This is a genomic window from Bacillus sp. FSL L8-0528, from assembly GCF_038593085.1.
GTDB lineage: Bacteria > Bacillota > Bacilli > Bacillales > Bacillaceae > Bacillus > Bacillus paralicheniformis.
Map to the genome: position 1 here is coordinate 2797363 of NZ_CP151961.1, position 18027 is coordinate 2815389.

At 48.7% G+C, this 18027-nt stretch carries 13 protein-coding genes and 2 pseudogenes; 7 read left to right on the forward strand and 8 right to left on the reverse strand.

The genetic code is table 11. From position 1 onward, the window contains the following. Positions 1 to 202 precede the first annotated feature (202 nt). A pseudogene (locus MHI30_RS14110) lies at positions 203 to 762 on the forward strand (bifunctional transcriptional activator/DNA repair enzyme AdaA). A 4-nt stretch (positions 763 to 766) separates the two neighbouring features. Further along, a complete protein-coding gene (locus MHI30_RS14115) occupies positions 767 to 1294 on the forward strand; it encodes a methylated-DNA--[protein]-cysteine S-methyltransferase (RefSeq protein WP_075752131.1) in 528 nt (175 codons plus the stop codon). 35 nt (positions 1295 to 1329) lie between these two features. Here MHI30_RS14115 and MHI30_RS14120 read toward each other — a convergent pair whose 3' ends face one another. Beyond that, positions 1330 to 2178 (reverse strand): aldo/keto reductase, encoded by an 849-nt coding sequence (locus MHI30_RS14120; protein ID WP_075752129.1) that lies wholly within the window; start codon positions 2176 to 2178, stop codon positions 1330 to 1332. A 30-nt stretch (positions 2179 to 2208) separates the two neighbouring features. Then, the gene (locus MHI30_RS14125; protein WP_075752127.1) at positions 2209 to 3429 is read right to left on the reverse strand and encodes an MFS transporter; all 1221 of its coding nucleotides are present in this window, start codon (positions 3427 to 3429) and stop codon (positions 2209 to 2211) included. A 157-nt stretch (positions 3430 to 3586) separates the two neighbouring features. Between MHI30_RS14125 and MHI30_RS14130 the strand changes: the two genes are divergently transcribed. Next, a complete protein-coding gene (locus MHI30_RS14130; protein WP_043926545.1) occupies positions 3587 to 3964 on the forward strand; it encodes a helix-turn-helix domain-containing protein in 378 nt (125 codons plus the stop codon). Between the two features lie 19 nt (positions 3965 to 3983). Beyond that, a complete protein-coding gene (locus tag MHI30_RS14135; protein WP_075752125.1) occupies positions 3984 to 4649 on the forward strand; it encodes a peptidase E in 666 nt (221 codons plus the stop codon). A 285-nt stretch (positions 4650 to 4934) separates the two neighbouring features. Here the strand turns inward: MHI30_RS14135 and MHI30_RS14140 are convergent, their stop codons facing one another. Further along, positions 4935 to 5762: a uroporphyrinogen-III synthase gene (locus tag MHI30_RS14140; RefSeq protein ID WP_075752123.1), complete on the reverse strand. Its 828-nt coding sequence runs from the start codon at positions 5760 to 5762 to the stop codon at positions 4935 to 4937. Positions 5763 to 5866: 104 nt separating this feature from the next. Between MHI30_RS14140 and MHI30_RS14145 the strand changes: the two genes are divergently transcribed. Next, positions 5867 to 6811, forward strand: a complete 945-nt coding sequence (locus tag MHI30_RS14145) for a cupin (protein WP_075752121.1) — start codon at positions 5867 to 5869, stop codon at positions 6809 to 6811. Between the two features lie 42 nt (positions 6812 to 6853). Here the strand turns inward: MHI30_RS14145 and MHI30_RS14150 are convergent, their stop codons facing one another. Beyond that, positions 6854 to 7612: an ABC transporter substrate-binding protein gene (locus tag MHI30_RS14150; protein WP_237562594.1), complete on the reverse strand. Its 759-nt coding sequence runs from the start codon at positions 7610 to 7612 to the stop codon at positions 6854 to 6856. A 273-nt stretch (positions 7613 to 7885) separates the two neighbouring features. Further along, the gene (locus MHI30_RS14155) at positions 7886 to 8785 is read right to left on the reverse strand and encodes a LysR family transcriptional regulator (protein ID WP_075752119.1); all 900 of its coding nucleotides are present in this window, start codon (positions 8783 to 8785) and stop codon (positions 7886 to 7888) included. 119 nt (positions 8786 to 8904) lie between these two features. On the opposite strand from MHI30_RS14155, the gene MHI30_RS14160 reads away from it, so the two are divergent. Next, positions 8905 to 10122: an MFS transporter gene (locus MHI30_RS14160; protein ID WP_075752117.1), complete on the forward strand. Its 1218-nt coding sequence runs from the start codon at positions 8905 to 8907 to the stop codon at positions 10120 to 10122. A 146-nt stretch (positions 10123 to 10268) separates the two neighbouring features. Continuing rightward, a complete protein-coding gene (locus MHI30_RS14165) occupies positions 10269 to 10652 on the forward strand; it encodes a YoqO family protein (RefSeq protein WP_075752115.1) in 384 nt (127 codons plus the stop codon). 61 nt (positions 10653 to 10713) lie between these two features. On the opposite strand, the gene MHI30_RS14170 is transcribed toward MHI30_RS14165, so the two are convergent. The 3 genes and pseudogenes from MHI30_RS14170 to MHI30_RS14180 form a co-directional block, all read right to left on the reverse strand. Beyond that, positions 10714 to 13902: a bifunctional cytochrome P450/NADPH--P450 reductase gene (locus tag MHI30_RS14170; protein ID WP_075752113.1), complete on the reverse strand. Its 3189-nt coding sequence runs from the start codon at positions 13900 to 13902 to the stop codon at positions 10714 to 10716. A 33-nt stretch (positions 13903 to 13935) separates the two neighbouring features. Further along, positions 13936 to 14500, reverse strand: a pseudogene (locus MHI30_RS14175) (TetR/AcrR family transcriptional regulator). Positions 14501 to 14764: 264 nt separating this feature from the next. Continuing rightward, positions 14765 to 17908, reverse strand: coding sequence for an Ig-like domain-containing protein (locus MHI30_RS14180; RefSeq protein ID WP_075752111.1), 3144 nt, complete (start codon positions 17906 to 17908; stop codon positions 14765 to 14767). Positions 17909 to 18027 lie beyond the last annotated feature (119 nt).

Below are 18027 nucleotides of genomic sequence, written 5' to 3' on the forward strand. Positions count from 1 at the left end.
TATAGATTTTTATTTTAGGAGGCCTGCTTCACTGATTTCGGCAATATTCTCACCTCATCCTGATTGTAAATGAATTGTACCGCGTTTCGGAGGTCCAAGCAACAGTCCCTCTTCTTCTTCTTTGTCTTCTTGCTGTGCCATTCTCCGCCTCTCCACCTCCGGCTGTCATTTAGGTTATACTGACATAGATCGGGGTGAAGATATGAACAGCAAATCACGATTGACGCCTGAAAGGTGGCGGGCGATTACGGAAAACGATTCCGCCTATGACGGAGTTTTTTATTACGCGGTCAAAACGACCGGGATATTTTGCGCCCTTCCTGCAAATCGAGAGTTCCGCAAATCGAAAATGTGCAGATCTTTTTCAATGCAAAAGATGCTTTATCAGAAGGGTACCGCCCCTGCAAACGCTGCAATCCGGCCGGGATGCTGCTGCCGGATGAAGAGCTGGCACAGCGTGTGGTGCAAATCATCGAGGGATCTTTTCGCGATCCGCTGTCTCTGCAAGCTTTGGCTGACAGGTGCCATATCAGCCCTTTTCATCTGCAGCGGACGTTTAAACGAATCAAAGGCGTCTCGCCGGCAGAATACATCCTGCAGAAAAGGATTGAGAAAGCATTCGATTTGCTTGCCCATTCAGAACGAACGATCGCAGAAATCGCATCGACGGTAGGCATCGAGAATGCGGATTATTTTGCCGCTTTGTTTAAAAAGAAAACGGGGCAATCGCCGACGTCATACCGGCAAATGAAACGGTGGTAAACATATGGAAGATCAAATCGTATACTGGCGTACGCTGACTTGCCGCCGCTGGCAGATTCACATTGCGGCGACTGCCCGCGGGCTCTGTTTTACCGGGGCATGGAACCAAGGCTTCGGGGAGCTGGCCGCTTGGGCTGAAAAAAGGTACGCACAGCCAGTTTTCATTCGGGATGACAAAGGGTTGGCAGAATACGCCGAGCAGATTCAGGCGTATTTAGATGGCAAGCGGACTCATTTCAGCTTTCCTGTCGACCTTGCCGGCACGCCTTTTCAGCTGGCTGTGTGGCAGGCGCTCTCCGAAATTCCTTTCGGGAGCACGCGTTCCTATTCCGATATTGCCGGGCATATACAAAAGCGGAACGCTGTCCGGGCCGTAGGCGCGGCGATCGGCGCAAATCCGCTGTTAATGGTGGTGCCGTGCCATCGGGTTATCGGCAAAAACGGGCAGCTCACGGGATACCGGGGCGGATTGGAGATGAAAAAAGAACTGCTGAAGATGGAGGCCGCAGGCGTAACCGCACAATTCAATTAAAACCCCGTTCGAAAATTCGAACGGGGCCGTTTTTGTTAAAAGTCAAAGTTATCAGGATCAGGGCCGACACGGGTGTTTTGATTCAGTCCGTCAATTTGCTTCATTTCCTCGAGGGTCAGTTCAAAATCAAATACGTCCGCGTTTTGGGCAATGCGCTCCGCTTTTGTCGACTTTGGAATGGTGATGACTCCGTTTTGCAAATCCCAGCGTAAAATGACTTGGGCGGGTGTCTTGCCGTGCTTGTCCGCGATATCTTTCAGCAGCGGGTGGCTGAGCAATTGGCCTTGCATCAGCGGCGACCATGCTTGAAGCTGGATGCCGTGCGAACGGCAAAACGCTTGCAGTTCTTTCTGCGTGAGCCGCGGGTGATACTCGACCTGGTCGATGACCGGTTTGACGGCGGCATCTTTCAGCAAGTCTTCCAGATGGTGAATGTGAAAATTGCTGACGCCGATTGCTTTGACGCGCCCTTGTTCATAAAGGGTTTCAAGTGCTTTCCACGCCGCTTTATAGCGCCCTTCAACAGGCCAGTGGATCAGGTATAAATCCAGGTAATCGAGCCCGAGCTTTTCGAGACTCGCTTCGTAGGCTGCAATCGTTTCGTCATAGCCTAAATCGTCATTCCAGACCTTTGATGTTACAAACAAGTCTTCTCTAGAAATTCCGGCTTCTTTTAACCCTTCGCGAATTCCTTGGCCAACCCCTTCTTCATTTCCGTAGATCGCTGCCGTATCAATACTGCGGTAGCCGTGCTTGATTGCCGTTTTTACAGCTTGCACCAGTTCGGGCCCATCTTCTACTTTAAACACGCCAAGTCCAAACCAGGGCATGTCCGTCCCGTTATTCAATGTGATTCGATCTTGCAAATTTCTTGCCGTCATCATCTCATTGGCCTCCTTATATTTTTGTATGCGTTATGCGCAGTTTTTCTTTAAAGCTTGATTTTGTTTTTGATCATGTCGTTCCAGCGCCCTGCTCCAGCCCGTCAGCGCGACGGCGCCGAGCACCATCAAAGCTCCGGCCCATGGCGTGTGAATTAAACCGATCGATTGTGTGATGGCGCCTCCTGTATAAGAGCCGATCGCGATCCCGGCGTTGAATGCGGCGATATTGACAGCTGATGCGACATCTACCGCCCCCGGAACAAACCGTTCAGCCAGAATTACTACATAGGACTGGAGCCCGGGGACATTCATAAATGCTAAAAATCCCATCAGCATGATGGCGATAAAGCCCGCTGCCTGATAAGGAACAGCCGCCGTTAAGATGAGAAGCACAACAGCTTGGGCGATGAACATATAGAATAATGCAGTAAGCGGTTTTTGGTTGGCCGCTTTACCTCCGATGATATTTCCGAGCGCGACGGCAATGCCGTAAGCAAGCAAAATGATGGCAACAGCTTCCTGTTTAAATCCCGTCACATGCTGAAGCAGCGGGGATAAATACGTAAAGACAACAAATGTTCCTCCATAACCAAGCGCCGTAATGATGAATAAAAGCAGCAGACGGCCATTGGTTACAAGCTTCAACTGGTTCCTGAAAGACGTTCGGACGCCTTTTGGCAAATCGGCCGGAACAAGCAAGCTGTTGGCGATAAACGCCAGTGCGCCGACTGCGACGATCGCCGCAAAAGCAATCCGCCAGCCGAACAGCTGACCGAGGAACGTGCCGATGGGAACTCCGGTAATCATCGCAATCGTCAGCCCGGTAAACATAATTGATATCGCTCCGGCTCTTTTATCCGCCGGGACCAGGCTTGCCGCAATTGTTGAACCGATTGACATAAATACGCCATGAGAAAACGCGGAAATCACGCGGGCGGTTAATAAAACACCGATGCTTCCGGCACATGCCGCAAGCCCGTTGCCGATCATAAAAATAATCATAATCACAAGCAGCAGCGCTTTTCTCGGCATACTCGATGTCACAGACGTCAATACGGGGGCGCCGACTGTCACGCCTAAAGCGTATAACGATACAGTCAGCCCTGCGGTCGTCACTGAAATGTTCATGTCATCAGCAATTAAAGGCAGAAGTCCCACGCTGATGAATTCGGTTGTCCCGATGGCAAATGCGCTGGCCGCCAAGGCTAAAAGCGCTAATGTACTGCGTTTTTTATCATGAACAGAAGTCATTCTTTTTCCCCCTTTCGTTTTTAATGTATAGCAAATGGCTGCCGGCAAATGATATTATGGTACATATCATCTATAAAAAAAAGTACGCACTTTTAAGTGCGCTAGGAACCAAAAAGTTAGATAGGTACTTTTTAGTTCCTATGGTTTGGAGGAGAACATGAAGCAGAAAAAGTACAATATATCTGTCGAAGCTACACTCGAAGTAATTGGCGGTAAATGGAAATGTGTGATTTTGTGCCATTTGACGCACGGCAAAAAACGCACGAGCGAGCTGAAGCGGCTGATGCCGAACATTACACAGAAAATGCTGACCCAGCAGCTGCGCGAACTGGAAGAGGACGGCGTTATCAACCGGATCGTGTACCAGCAGGTGCCGCCGAAGGTCGAATACGAACTCAGCGAATACGGATGGACGCTTAAAGACATATTGGATTCATTGTGCGCCTGGGGTGAAACACATATTACGAAAGTGTATGGAGACAAATTTGCTGTTTTGGAGGACAGCGTGTTGAATGAACAATTAAAGGAAACATAATAAATGGATGGAGGTCAGGATGGGAAAATGGTTTCTTTCCGGAGGCGGAGATGCACACCAAACCGAACGGCTGGATCGGCATTTTGCCGGGAGCCTCTGCCCTCATAAGCCTTTGTTGTATATTCCGATTGCCATGGACGCCGACAGGTATGGTGACGGCTTCGATTGGATCAGCCGGCTCTTTCACCCGCTCGGCGTTAAAAATATCGTGATGTGGACGGATGTCAAAGACAAAACCGGGCACGATTTGGACGCGTTTTCTGCCGTATATATCGGCGGAGGAAATACGTTTCGTCTGCTCAAACAATTCATTGAATCACAATTTATCGAGGTTTTAAAGCGTTATGCCGAAAGCGGCGGCGTCATTTACGGCGGAAGCGCCGACGCCATCATTCTCGGAAAGAACATCATGACTTGCTCTTATATGGATCGCAATGCTTGCGGATTGCGCGATTTTAACGGCTTAAAGCTCCTGGGAGACTATGCGGTTTGGTGCCACTACAAGGTTGAACATGATCCGCTGATTAAAAGGTATAGGCATGCTTTTGACACGCCCGTCATCGCCTTGCCGGAAGAAACGGGAATCGCCGCAAGCACTTCAGACATCCGGGTCATCGGAACAAAGCCCGCCCGGATTTTTAATGAAGACGGTGCGGTATTCGTTTCAGATCGATTTGTTTTATAAAGTAAAAAACGCTTCGGCTCATCGGCGAAGCGTTTTTCTTGTTTTTGCGGCTGCAAGCCGTTTGACAAGGCGATACGACAGAAAAAACACGGCCATACCCAGCAATTTGAAATCAACGGCTCACGATCAACATATTCAAAAGCATGATTCAAAAAGTATCACGGCCCAGCAAATGAAAGCCGCACGGCAAGCTGTGTCTGCGGCTTTTTTTCTTTTGGGTCTGCATCACATGGCAGCGCCTCCCAAGGAGACTCTCACACCCCAATCTGCTGATTTCCTTCGCACTTACTGTGTTTTGATTTCCTCTTCCGTTTCATAAAACCGGGCCAGCTCCACAATCATCGCTCCCATCCGTTCGAGGCCGGGAGCGAGCAGGCGTTCAACTCCTTCTTCTTTTAAAGCTTCTGCCGTCACTTTTCCGACAGCGGCCGCCAACACGCTGTCTTGAAAAGATTGAACAATTTTCTCCGCACAGCCGTTTTCTTTCGCAAAATGAAAAAGCGAGCGGACTTGGACGGCTGTTGTAAAGCAAACCGCATCCACTTCACGGTTGATGACCTCGCTGCACAATAAAGCGACGGTTTCCCGGTCCGGGGCAACATGGCGATACGGGAGAAGCGGAACAACGGCTGCACCTTTCTCTTCCAAAAACTGAAGCAATGACGGTGCGTTTTCGCCGTGAAGCTGGACCATCACCCGTTTCCCTGAAAAATCGTGGGATTGAAGCGAGTCGATCAGTCCCTTGGTGGTGCCGTCTTCATCCGCCGCAACCGGCGTAATGCCGAGCTTTTTTAAAGCGGCGATTGTTTTGTAGCCTCTCGATGCCGCCTTCGCCCCGCGGATCGCTTGTAAATAGCGCTCACCGATCCCCAGTTTCTCAGCTAGGTTGACAAGCGTCTCCGTCCCGATTCCGGTTGTAAAAATCACCCAGTCGGCTCCCCTTTCAACAAAGGCTCGCAAATCAGGACCTACTTCTTTTTCGGCCAAAAACACGGTACCCTGAAGGGAGCGTACGACGGGAACCCCGCCTTGCTTTTTGATTAATGTGCTCATTTCATCCGTTTTTCGCGATGCTCCGATGGCAATTCTTCTGCCGTTCAATCCTTTTTCCAATCCAATCCCTCTTTTCCGTATCTGTTTCTATCAATATAATGGTTTACTAGCATCTTCCAAATGAGATATGATTGAATTATCAAAAAATAACAGGAGGTTTTTCAATGCATTCTCAATTTGAAACCCGAGCCGAGCATTTGACGAAACATGCCCGTTTTTTCGAGTATACCACTGCCTCTGACCCGATTGGAAGCGGAATAATCAGCCCGGTTCCTGTGAAAGAGTTCGGACCTGAATTGTATGAGACAGGTGAAACGCGGATCATCCCGCTGGACATCTCAGAAGAACTGAAGACGGATTATCCCGCTTCAAGCCCTTCCCTTCTCGCCCACTTCATCAAGATTCGTTCAGGCGACACGATTCCCACCGTCCCCCGTGCGACAAGCGAACTATATTACATTGTCAGCGGCGCAGGGCGTACCGAAACGGGCGAAGATACGATTCACTGGCAGAAAGGCGATTTTTTGACTTTGCCTGCCGGTTCAAGCAGCCGGCATACCGCAGCAGAAGATGCCGCCATTTATTACATCACCGATTCACCTCTTCTGCATTATTTGGGCGTAAAGCCGTCGGAATCCCGCTTTCAACCAACCCTCTACACCGCTGAACAGGCAAAAGCAAAATTGGCTGAAGCAGCCGCCGCTCCTGACGCCCGTTTCCGAAACCGGATTTCCGTTCTTTTAAACAATGATATATTCGATCAAACGTTGACGATCACCCATGTATTGTGGGCGATGTTCGGCATCGTGCCTCCCGGATCTAATCAAGCGCCCCACAGCCACAAGTCGGTGGCTCTCGATTTTGTCGCCTATGCCGCACCCGGCACGTACACATTAGTCGGAAGCAAAATCGATCCGGTCACAAAGGAAATCATCGATCCGAAACGGATTGACTGGGTAACCGGAAAAGCCTTCATTACACCGCCGGGATTATGGCATTCCCACCATAATGAGTCGGGTGAAGCGGCCTATATCATCCCCATCCAGGATGCGGGCCTGCAAACGTACCTCCGGACACTGGATATTCAATTTCAGCATTATGAAAAATGAAAAAGCGGGAAGCCGGATCATTCTTTTCGGCTCCCCGCTTTTCTATTCGTTTTTCGCTTTCTTGGAAATCATGTCAGCGATTTCTTCGGCCTGCGCCTGAACAGCGTTTGGATCATACGGCCAGAACCTGTCCGGATCGAGGAAAAAGACCTTGCCTTTTTTCACCGCGTCAAGCGACATCCAAACCGGATTGTCCTGATCAAGCTTTCCGTTGTATGATTCATCGACAAATATGTAGTCTCCGGCATATTTCGGCAGGACTTCGAAAGATATGGCTTTATATCCGTCAGCTGTATCAATGGCATCCTTTTTAACAGATTGAGGCGGCGTCAGTCCCAGCTGCGTATAGATCGCTTCTCCGCCCCGATACCCGTAGGCCCCGTAGACATACACAGATTTTGCATATGCGCCGATTAAAGAGAACGTTTCACCTTGTACAGATGCATCTTTAATTTTCGCGCGGGCGGCTTTCATTTTTTGATTAAACGTTTTCGTCCACTCCCGAGCCTCCTTTTCCTTGCCGAGCAGCTCGCCAAACGTTTTCATTTCATCGCGTGCATCTTTAAACGTGCCGAACGGATAAACGACAGTGGGAACGATTTTTGAGAGCTTTTCATATTCTTTTTTATCGTTTGTCATCGATACGATCAAATCGGGTTTAAGCTTAAGAATCTTTTCCACAGATACTGAAAAACCGTCTTTTCCCCCGATATTCTTTATTTCTGAAATATGATCTTTAATATATGGACTTTCAAGATATTTCCCTGTTTCTCCAAGCGGCTTGATCCCGAATGCAAGCATGGTCCCGGCATAGCCTATCGTAACGACGCGCTTCGGATTGGCCGGTACAGTGACATTTCCCGTTGATTGTTTTCACCACTCTTGCTTTCTCTTCGTTCTTTGATGCCGTCTGTTTTTGGCCGCTTTGACAGCCTGAAAGAAAAACAGAAAATGCGAGTAAAACGGTCAATATATAAGAATACTGCTTTTTCGTCATGTCCAACCCTCAAATTGATAATAATTATCATTATCAATATACAGGATATTTGTCACCATGAGAAGTCCTTATTTGATTTACGGCTGATCAGGCCGCTCGTTCCGTCGATAGTATTCGATGACAAATTCTTTAAAGTTGCGTGCCGCCGGCGATAAATAATAGTCTTTCAAAACGGCGAGACCGATCGTCCTCTCAGAACGGTAGTCTGACACTCGGCAAAATGCCACTGGAGAATGGATATGTTCCGCCGTTTTCGGCAGGATCGCCGCACCGAGCCCTGCTGATACAAGACCCAAAATCGTCGACACTTCTTCCCCTTCAAACGCAAGCTTCGGGCTGATGGACAGTTCCCGGCACATTTGATCAAACACATATCGAAGACCATAACCCGGCTTAAAACCGACAAAGTCTTCATGGGCAATGGATCTGATCGCGACTTCTTCCCGATTTGCGAGCGGGTGGTCGGCGGGAAGCACCAGGTAAAGCGGTTCAGTATCCAGCACCGTCCATTCAAGAAGCTCGTTTGGGAGGGGTGGTGAGCTGAGACATATATCAGCCTCGCCCGTCTCCACCATGTGCTGAAGATGTTCATTTGCGGCCTGATACAGACGGAACGCAACATTCGGGTATTTCTTTTTAAAACCGGCAATTAGCTGCGGCATCAGGCGTGAACCAAGCGTATGCAAAAAAGATACCGAGATTTCCCCGGCATTCGGATTGACGCTTTCTCTGATTTGCTGGACGCCTTCGTCAAGAGCAAGGCGGGCCTGTTTCGCTTTGATGAGGAACTGCTCGCCGTACTTTGTCAGGCGGATCGATTTTGTTTTTCGAATAAACAGCGGGACGCCCAATTCTTCTTCAAGCTTTTTGATCGACCTGCTCAAAGCCGGCTGGGAAATCCTTTGTTCCAGGGCGGCTTTTGTAAAGTGTTTATGCCTGCTCACGGCAATAAAATGGTCAATTTGATAGAGTTCCAATGCTCATCCGCTCCTTCATAACTAGAATGCATGATGTTGATAGATATTATAAATTAGACACATCACAAATGAAAGCGTACCATGAAACATAGATTGTCATTCTGAAAAGAGGAGCTACCATGACTTACATACAGCCGCATACGAAAGATTATCAAAAAGCAAGCATCGCCTTATTCATCAGCGGTTTTGTGACATTTGCCACGCTTTACACCACACAGCCGCTTATGCCTCTGTTTGCGGAGGAATTCGGCATATCGGCGGCAGCTGCAAGCTTAACTTTATCCATTTCAACAGGTATATTGGCTTTTGCACTGCTTACGGCAGCAGCTTTATCTGACGGATTTGGCCGGAAGACAATTATGGCAATATCCCTGTTTGCGACATCTGTGCTCGGCCTCTTGACCGCCTTTAGTCCGAACTTCGCGGCGCTCTTGGTGATGAGAGGGCTGCTTGGCTTTTTCCTTGCAGGCGTACCCGCGATCGCCATGACTTATGTCGGAGAGGAATTTGATCCGCGAGGGCTCGGCAAAATGATGGGGTTATACATTAGCGGCACAAGCCTCGGAGGAATGAGCGGAAGGCTTTTGACCGGCCTTTTGACAGACTTGTTCAGCTGGCGTGCAGCGCTTGGAATCATCGGGGGATTATCAGTGCTATTAAGCTATTTGTTTTGGATTTTGCTGCCCCGGCCGCAGCACTCCGCCAAGCGAAAAACGAGCGTGAAAAAGGCGAGCCTCGCCTACTCTGCCGTCTTGATGAACAAACGGCTGCTGTCGATTATTTCACTCGGATTTCTATTAATGGGAAGCTTTGTTACGCTGTTCAATTATATCGGGTTTCAATTGATGGGACCTCCGTACAGACTCTCTCAAACTGTCATCGGGTTCATCTTTATCGTTTATTTGGCAGGGGCAATCAGTTCCGTTTATATGGGGAAGAAAGCCGACCGTTTTGGCAGCCCATTGATGCTGAAAATCGGGATTGCCATTATCGCGGGAGGCGCATTGCTTACGCTTCTGCCTCAGCTTTCTCTGAAAATCGCCGGGATCGCTGTCTTTACATTCGGATTTTTCGGGTCGCATTCGATCGCAAGCTCCTGGGTCGGGCAGACGGCCGGCGAACAGCGCGTTCAAGCTTCCTCCCTTTATTTGCTGAGCTATTATCTCGGCTCAAGCTTAGCGGGGTCTTTCGGAGGCTTCTTCTGGACTCATTTTAAATGGCCGGGAATCGTCTCCTTCATTACCTTGCTGCTTTTGGCCGCTTATCCTGCAATTTTCTTTGCCGAAGCCAAAAGGAACAGGCGGCAAGACGATACACAGATCCGAAATAAAAGCTAAACTTTCTTCACCGCATGCCGATATTTAAATCAAAGCCAGCATGACGATTCCTCCTGAAGATCAGCCGTTTTTAGAATGATTGAATGCAGCCTGTCATGTTGGCTTTTCCTTTATCTCCCTCTATAATGGTTTGAGGGGGTATCATCTTGCTTAAAACAATCGGATTTTACGGAATTTTGGCATCTGTAGGTTTGAATCTTTTTCTCCGGGCGGGGCTCAAGATCAATGGCACAGCGAATGATATCATTTCAATGGCCTCCCTGGTATTCGGGCTGATGTACGTATGGGACGATTTGAAAAAACGAAGTGCAAAAACGCTCATTTTACAGGGAATCGCGCTTGTCATCTTTGTGGCGTTATTGGTGTTTGTCATCATGAAAGGGCAAACATTCATTGCAGCTCTGCCTTTTTTCGAGGGCTGGGAAACGCCGGCAAAATGGGTGTATATTTTGCTCGTTTTGTTCTTGGGATCAAACCTTTACATCCATATCAATGAAAAAATCACAAACTCTAAAAAAGAGGCATCCTGATCCATTCAGAATGCCTCTTTTTGTTTTACGTTCTTACGATGCTGTCCGCATTCACGTCATGTTAGGAAACGCCGCCGTCCCACACATCCTTTGCATAGAGCCCTTCTTCCAAAAGTCCAGACAGCCAGCTTTCCGACTCTTCCTGACTCGCTCCCTGTACAATGCGGTACGCCTCACACAAAGCTTGTTCAACAGCGGGAGCCATGCGGCTTCCGTCTCCGCACACATACAGGCGGCCGCCTTCGTTCAACAAGTGAATCAGCATGTCTGCATCCTCTCTGAGCAAATCTTGCACATATGTTTTCGGACGGCCTTCAAGCCTGGAAAACGCTGTATGCAAATGGACGATTCCGTCCTTTTCCGCTTGCTCCAATTCGTCTCGATACAGAAAATCTTCGTTCGGACGGCGGCAGCCGAAGTACAAATGCGCTTCCCCGAGCTTTATCCCGGCATCGCGCTGGATGCGGCGCGCCTGAAGAAACCCGCGGTAAGGTGCGATTCCGGTGCCCGGTCCGACCATGATCACCGGTGTTTCAGGATCTTCAGGAAGCCTGAAGCCTGACTGGGGATCCCTGATGAAACAAGAAATCGCGTCTTTCGGCTCAAGGCCTGCGAGATAGTTCGATGCGACCCCCTTATATTGCCCGCGGCCGCTCAATGCCGGGCCGCTTACGACAGAGACGGTGATGCTTGTTTGCCGAGGGTTAAGCTGCGGCGAACTGGAAATCGAGTAATACCTCGGTTTTAGCGGAGGCAGAAGCGCCAGAAAACGGGCGAACGGCAGTTCACAGGCCGGGTATTGTTCAAGCAGGTCAAGCATTGTCAGCCGTTTTTTCAACACTTGATTCTTATAGACGTCATCTTTCAGCAGGTCTTCAAGCTCGCGCTGATGAGGCGGACAAACAGTATGTGCCGCCAGCTCGCGAATCTGGGCCCTTGCAGCCGGTTCCTGGAGCTCGACGCAATGTTGAAAAAGGTCCTTGACATGAACGGGCCGCTCCAAAGGCAAATGTGATGCTTGATTCCGGCCGCTGATCAGAATTTGTTCATTTCCGTTCAGCCCAAACCGCTGAAAAACGCGTTCAATCAGCACCCCGCTGTTTTGCGGAAGCACCCCGAGATGGTCTCCCTCCTGATATGCGGCACCTTCAGGAAGCGATATTTCAATATGCCTTGTGCTTCTCCCGCTCTCTTCACACTGCAGTTCCCGGTTTGCCGATATTTTCGCTGTAAACACCTGATAAGCTTTAGCCAGCGGCGCAGCCGCAGGTCCGCTTACAAACTCGACAGATATGGCTTGTCTGTCTGTTTCTGTTTGATTCGGCTCGGGTTCGGACAATGAAAATTCGGTTCTTAAAAGCGGCCACAGATCGTTTTTCCATGACTCAAACTGTCCTTCAAAATCATCGCCTGCGTCCCCTTCTCCGAGCTTGTGCAGCCTTTGGGCGCCTCTTTTTTCCAATGCGCTGTCAATCAGGCGCGGAATCCGCTGGTAGGTGCTGGCCCAGCTCCGGTTACCGCAGCCGAATACCGCATATTTGACATCGTGCAAATCGCCTGTCTGATCATGCTCAAGCCAATTGACAAATTCCCTTGCGCAATCGGGCGGGTTTCCGTTATAGGAAGCCGTCACAATGATAACAGCCCCTTCTGCCGGGAGGGCGCCTGAATATTGATCAAGCTCCGCCGTCCGGCTTCGATATCCTTGCTCACGCGCTTCTTCAGCAAGCTCCTTTGCAACCTCTTCGGCTGTGCCGAGATTTGAACCGTAGAGCACAAGGAGAGGGGTTCCGTGCGTATTTTCCGCAGCCGGTGCGGAAGGCTTTTCTTCCTGCCGCATGTTCTCTTCAGGTTGAGCACCCGGCGTCACCATCATTGCTTCTTTTTTCCTCGGCCTTACCCTGATTGTGAAGCCATCCGGTTTTAATGTCAGCGATTCTTTGATCTTCAATTGATAGTTTGCATGATCTTCAAGATCAAAGTACTGAAGAATCATGCCGAGCACAAGCGTCGCTTCGTGAAGGGCGAACTGCATGCCGATGCATGCCCTTTGGCCGTTGCCAAACGGTTTGTATGCGTGCGCCGGAATGCTGTCCATCTGCTCGAACCGTTCAGGCCGGAACGCCTCGGCATCTTCTCCCCAGACGCTTTGATCCCTGTGCAGTTTTGGGATGAGCACTGTGACGCTCTGGCCTTTCGGAATCAAGTATTTTCCCCCGATAACCGTTTCTTCTTTTGCATAAAGAGCGAAAGCCGGCGCCGTCGGCCAAAGCCTTATCGATTCATTCAAAATCATTCGAATGTATTTCAGCTGCTGAACCTGTTTGTAGGAAGGAACGGGATCGGTCAGTACGCGGTCTGCTTCTTCATACGCTTTCTTAAGCTTATCTGGATGCTTCAGGAGCAGATAGATCGCAAACGATAATAAACCGCTCGTCGTCTCGTGCCCGGCGATCAAAAACGTAATGATTTGATAGCGGATATTCTCATCATCCAGTTTTTCGCCGGTCTCAGGGTCTTTCGCATGAAGCATAAGCGACAAAAGGTCATTTCCGCTTTCACCGCCGGCCTGCTTCCGGTCAGCGATGATCCGGTCAACAAGAGAAAACATCGACTCAACATCGCTGTCAAACTGACGCTTCGTTTGGACCATCAGCTTATCCTGCAGCGGAAAGCGCTTCGTCTGTCTCATCGCTTCGCTCAAACCCCGGACCATGCTCTCTATAAACGGATGCTGTCCTTCGCGGTAGAAGCTGTTAAAGCGGTAGTTAAATCCGCATAAGCCGATCGTATCCAGCGTCAGCCGCGTCATATCATCCGGTACGTCAATACTTTCATCCTGATTGAGACGGGACCACTTTTGGATGAGCTGGACGGCGATGTCCTGCATCATGGGATGGTATCCCTTCATCGCTTTTTGGCTGAAGCTCGGCAGAAGGATATTGTGGGCTTTCCGCCAATTGGGTTCCTTCGTCCAGCTCGTAAACAGCCCGTCTCCGCTGAACTCGCGAACTTTCAATAGCCCCTTCCCCATGTTTTTGTCAAACCGGGATTCGTCAGAGACTTCTTTAACCAGTTCATGGCTGGACACAAATACCCCAATCGCATCCGCAAACTTAAATTGAAAGATAGGCCCCATCTCATCCGCGATTTTCCAAAGAGACTGGGAGACCTTGTTTTTGTCAAGCAAAGGCAGGTTGCCAAGCGGCCCGTAAGTTTTAGGGATTGGAATTCCATTTAACGTGTTCATGAAAATCATCCTTTCTGTTTTGAAAAAAGCTTTTCATCCATGATGTTTGACAGCATGCCAGGAACATTCTTCAATCTCTTTGATCAGTCCGGTAGGATCTTCGATTTCCCCGGCCCTTACCAATTTCTGAATATGAACGAACGCCCCGAATACCACAGCCGACAAGATGTGAGAAGGCAAGGGGCGAATCACACCGGCCGCTTTCCCTTTTTCAAAAAATAAATAGACGAAATCCAGCAGTTCGTTCAAGACTTCACGGCTTTTCTCTGTCAGGTAATGAGAGGTTTTGTCAATTTCCAAAAAGTAGAGCGCATGGACATTTTCCTGAGAAAACTCGAAAAGGCAGCGGAAAATATGCTGAAACTGTTTTTTTATCCCTGCTGAATCTTCAGGATAGTCCTCCTCAATCTTTTCTTTAAATCTCTTCACACTGTCTTGGAACAAGGTCTTCCTTGCTGTCAAAGTAGCGGTAGATGGTGCCTGCACCGACGTTTGCCTTCTCGGCAATCATCGGAATGGTTGCGGCGTCAAAGCCTCGGTCTGCGAAAAGGACGAGCGAAGCCTCGATAATCTTCTGATATTTGCTTTCCGATTCCATTGATTTTGCCCTCCAAGCCAGCGGAATGAACGTTCATTCCGCTTTTTCCAATACATTCACTTTTTGACAGAACACTCGAAAATTCCTTTTTTAATATAAAATTTTTTGAAGAAAAACAAAAAAGGGAGAATAGGCCCAACTGTTGACATGAGCTGAAATTCATAAATCGAATGCAGACAGTGTGGCTGTTTAATAGTATTCTTATATATTAATTTCGATTAAAAAAGAGGAACTGATATGTCATCAGTTCCCTCTGCCATCGAGTTATTTTGCTTTTTTGACTTTTAATTTGCTCGCTTTGCTCGTATTGCCGGCTTTATCTTTTGCAGTGACCGCTAAAATGGTGTTTGCCTTTTGTTTTTTTATTTTGACGGAAAACGCGCCTTTTTTATCGGCCTTGCCGGTACCGAGCGTTTTCTTTCCCGCTTTGACGGTGATGGCGGCGTTTGCCTCTGCTTTCCCCTTAACGGCCGTGCTCTTGTTTGTCACCGTATTCACTTTTGGCGCGGGCGGGGGAGTTTTGTCAAGCACAGTGACGGCTTTCGCTTTGCTGGCATTCCCGGCTTTATCCTTTGCGGTTACACTGATGACCGTTCCGGCTTTTTGCCTGCTGATTTTCAGCTTGTATTCACCTTTCCCGTTCGCTTTGCCGGAAGCGATCGTCTTTCCTTTTACTTTTGCGCTGACTTGCGCGTTTGCTTCTGTTTTTCCGTGAATCACCGTACTTTTATCGGAAACCGGATAAACTTTCGGGGCGTCTGGCGGGATGACGTCAGCCACCGTCATTTTGACATCGCCGCTTTCTCTGTGGTCATCAGCAGATGCGGAGACATACAAAACGGCATATTCTTTTTGCTTATTGATTTTCACTTTAAACGCTCCGGATGCATCCGCTTTACCTTGCGCGATCACTTTTTTGGACGCGTTTTTCACTTTGATCGTGTAGCCGGCCGCCGTTTTCCCCGTTACGGCAGTATCTTTGTTCGTGATGCGTTTGACGGACGGGTTTTTCGGCGCTTTCTCCACGACGGTTCTGAGCGAGGCTTCCGCCTGATAACCCGATGCCGCGACATGAAGAACTTGCCCCGCCTTCTGGGCCGGAATTTTCACTGAAAACGCGCCTGATTTTCCGGCTGTTCCCGTGCCCAGTACTTGCTTCCCTCGCAAAATTTTGACCGCCACACCGCTTTTGGCTGTGCCTGTCACTGCCGTATGGCGGTTTAAAACGGGATGAACCTTCATGTTCAGCTCAAAAACGCTGGCTGCGTAATAAACATTCAGCCTCCCCCACCCGGAAACGAAATCATATCCAGGGATTTGAGCAGCCGGTTCTACATCCAGATCATAGTCCGGGTTGGGATTATCCTGTTCTTCAAATGCCACATCTGCTGTCGTCTCGGTCAATAGCTTTGCGACTTGCTTTGGTTTCAAAGATGGATTCTGTGACAAAAGAAGTCCCGCTGCAGCTGCAACATGCGGCGCCGCCATGGATGTTCCGCTCATATAAGTGACATTTCCGTCCGGAACGAGGCTTGGAATATCGGTTCCCGGCGCCACCATATCGAGACCTTTTCCATAATTGGAATAGTCCGAGACGAGATCGAGGTTATTGGTCGCCCCGACTGAAAGCGTATATTTCGAAGATGCCGGGTACGAAATCTCCGACACTCCGTCATTACCGGTGGCGGCAACGATCGTCACATTTTTGGATGCCGCGTATTTGAGCGCATATTCCATCACCCTGCTGTATGGTCCGCCAAGGCTTAAATTAATGACTTTTGCACCGTGGTCGGCAGCATAGATGATGCCGTTTGCAATCTGTTCCGTATCTCCGCTGCCTGAAGAATCCAGCACTTTGACAGGCAGGATTTTGGCATAGGCATTGATTCCCGCCATTGAAAAATGGTTGTCTTGTGCAGCTGCGATGATGCCTGACACGTGTGTGCCGTGGCCATTGTCATCCATCGCATCCGCGGTGCGGCCGATATAGTTATAGCCTTCGTCTTTTTTGACGCTGCCGCTTAAATCGGCAAGCGTATGATCAACACCCGTATCGACAACGGCGATTACTGTATCTCTCAGCTTTTTGCCTTTCATCAGCTTTTGAAGCTGTTCAAATTGTATATCTGCATTCGCAGCACGGTTTTTGCCGTTATTTTTGAGCGACCATTGATATGGATACTGGGTGTCTGCTGACAGTGCTTCATATTGCTGAACCTGTTCGACGAATTCCACTTCAGGCATCTTGGCGATCTTGGCAGCTGCCGTCTTATATTGCTTTGCCGCCGCTTTGAATCCGGCAGAACGGCTTTCCTTCATTTCCACAACGTACATATCTTTAAATTTCGTTTTACTTTTACCAAGGGGTTCTAATGCCTTGACGCCGGAAGATTGGGCTTTAGATTTGAAAGAACCCAGTTTTTTGCCGTCTTTCAATTTTACAATATAGCGTTTTTCGGGCGCGCTTGATGAAGCTGTCGCCATTCCCGCTTTTTCGAGCACAGCCGATACTTTGCTGCCTGTTAATTGTTCGATGCCGATGTCTTTTGCGACTTGATCCAGCTGTTTTTTCAGCGACTCGGGAACGGACGCGCGTGCTGTTTCGTACATGCGGCTGATCGCCTTTTGATCGTCATTCGTCATGGTGTATACGCTCTCTTGTCCGTTTTTTGCGACATCGGCAAACAGCGGCTTCAGCTGCACCAAATCTTTGTAGACACTGTCTCTCATCGATTTGTTAAAGAGCATTTTTGCGCTGATGAATGGAGCGGCTTTATAGTAAAGGGAAGACAGCTCTTTTCCTTTTTCAGTTTTTGAAAGAACTTCATCCCTGATCGTTCTTAACTGTTTTAATATGCCCTTGCCGGTTTCCCTTTCGGAGACGCTTAATTCTGCCGGACACTCTTCTTCCGCCTCCTGGTTTGCCGGAGGCAGGGTGACGCCTTCATAGCTGATGGTGTAAGAAATATCTGTAATTGAAGTGGTTTCGTTTTCCTCATCATGGTGATTTTCTACTTTTATGTAGTAAGGACCTTTCCAGGCAATCGGAAAATCGATTAAAGCGGGATTATTTTCATAGGAGTAGCCGTTATATCTGTCAAACGTTTGGTGATCAGCTGCATTTTCCAGGCTGGAGTAGACGGAAATGTTCAGCTCTGCAGCTGATTTCAGTTTAACGCGGAAATGTGTGTCGTTTGCGATTTCCTGATTTGAAGGATTGATTTTATACCAATGCACCTCATCATCGCTTTGAAATGACGCTTCAACAGGGGACGCGCCGGTCAGTGTGGTTTCGTTAATCGGAACGCTGTCTTCGGCTGCCATAGTCTTCGGTAAAGGCAGCTGGCCAAAAATCAATGCAACAAGGAGAAAGAAAGCAATCGAACTTTTTACAATCCTTTTGTTCATAAATACCTCCGGAAAATATAGTAAAAACGTTCACTTTGATATTAAACCATGTTTGCTATGTTATTGGAATACTTTTCTTTAAAAATCCAAAATATGATATTTAAGATCCGGTTTCAATT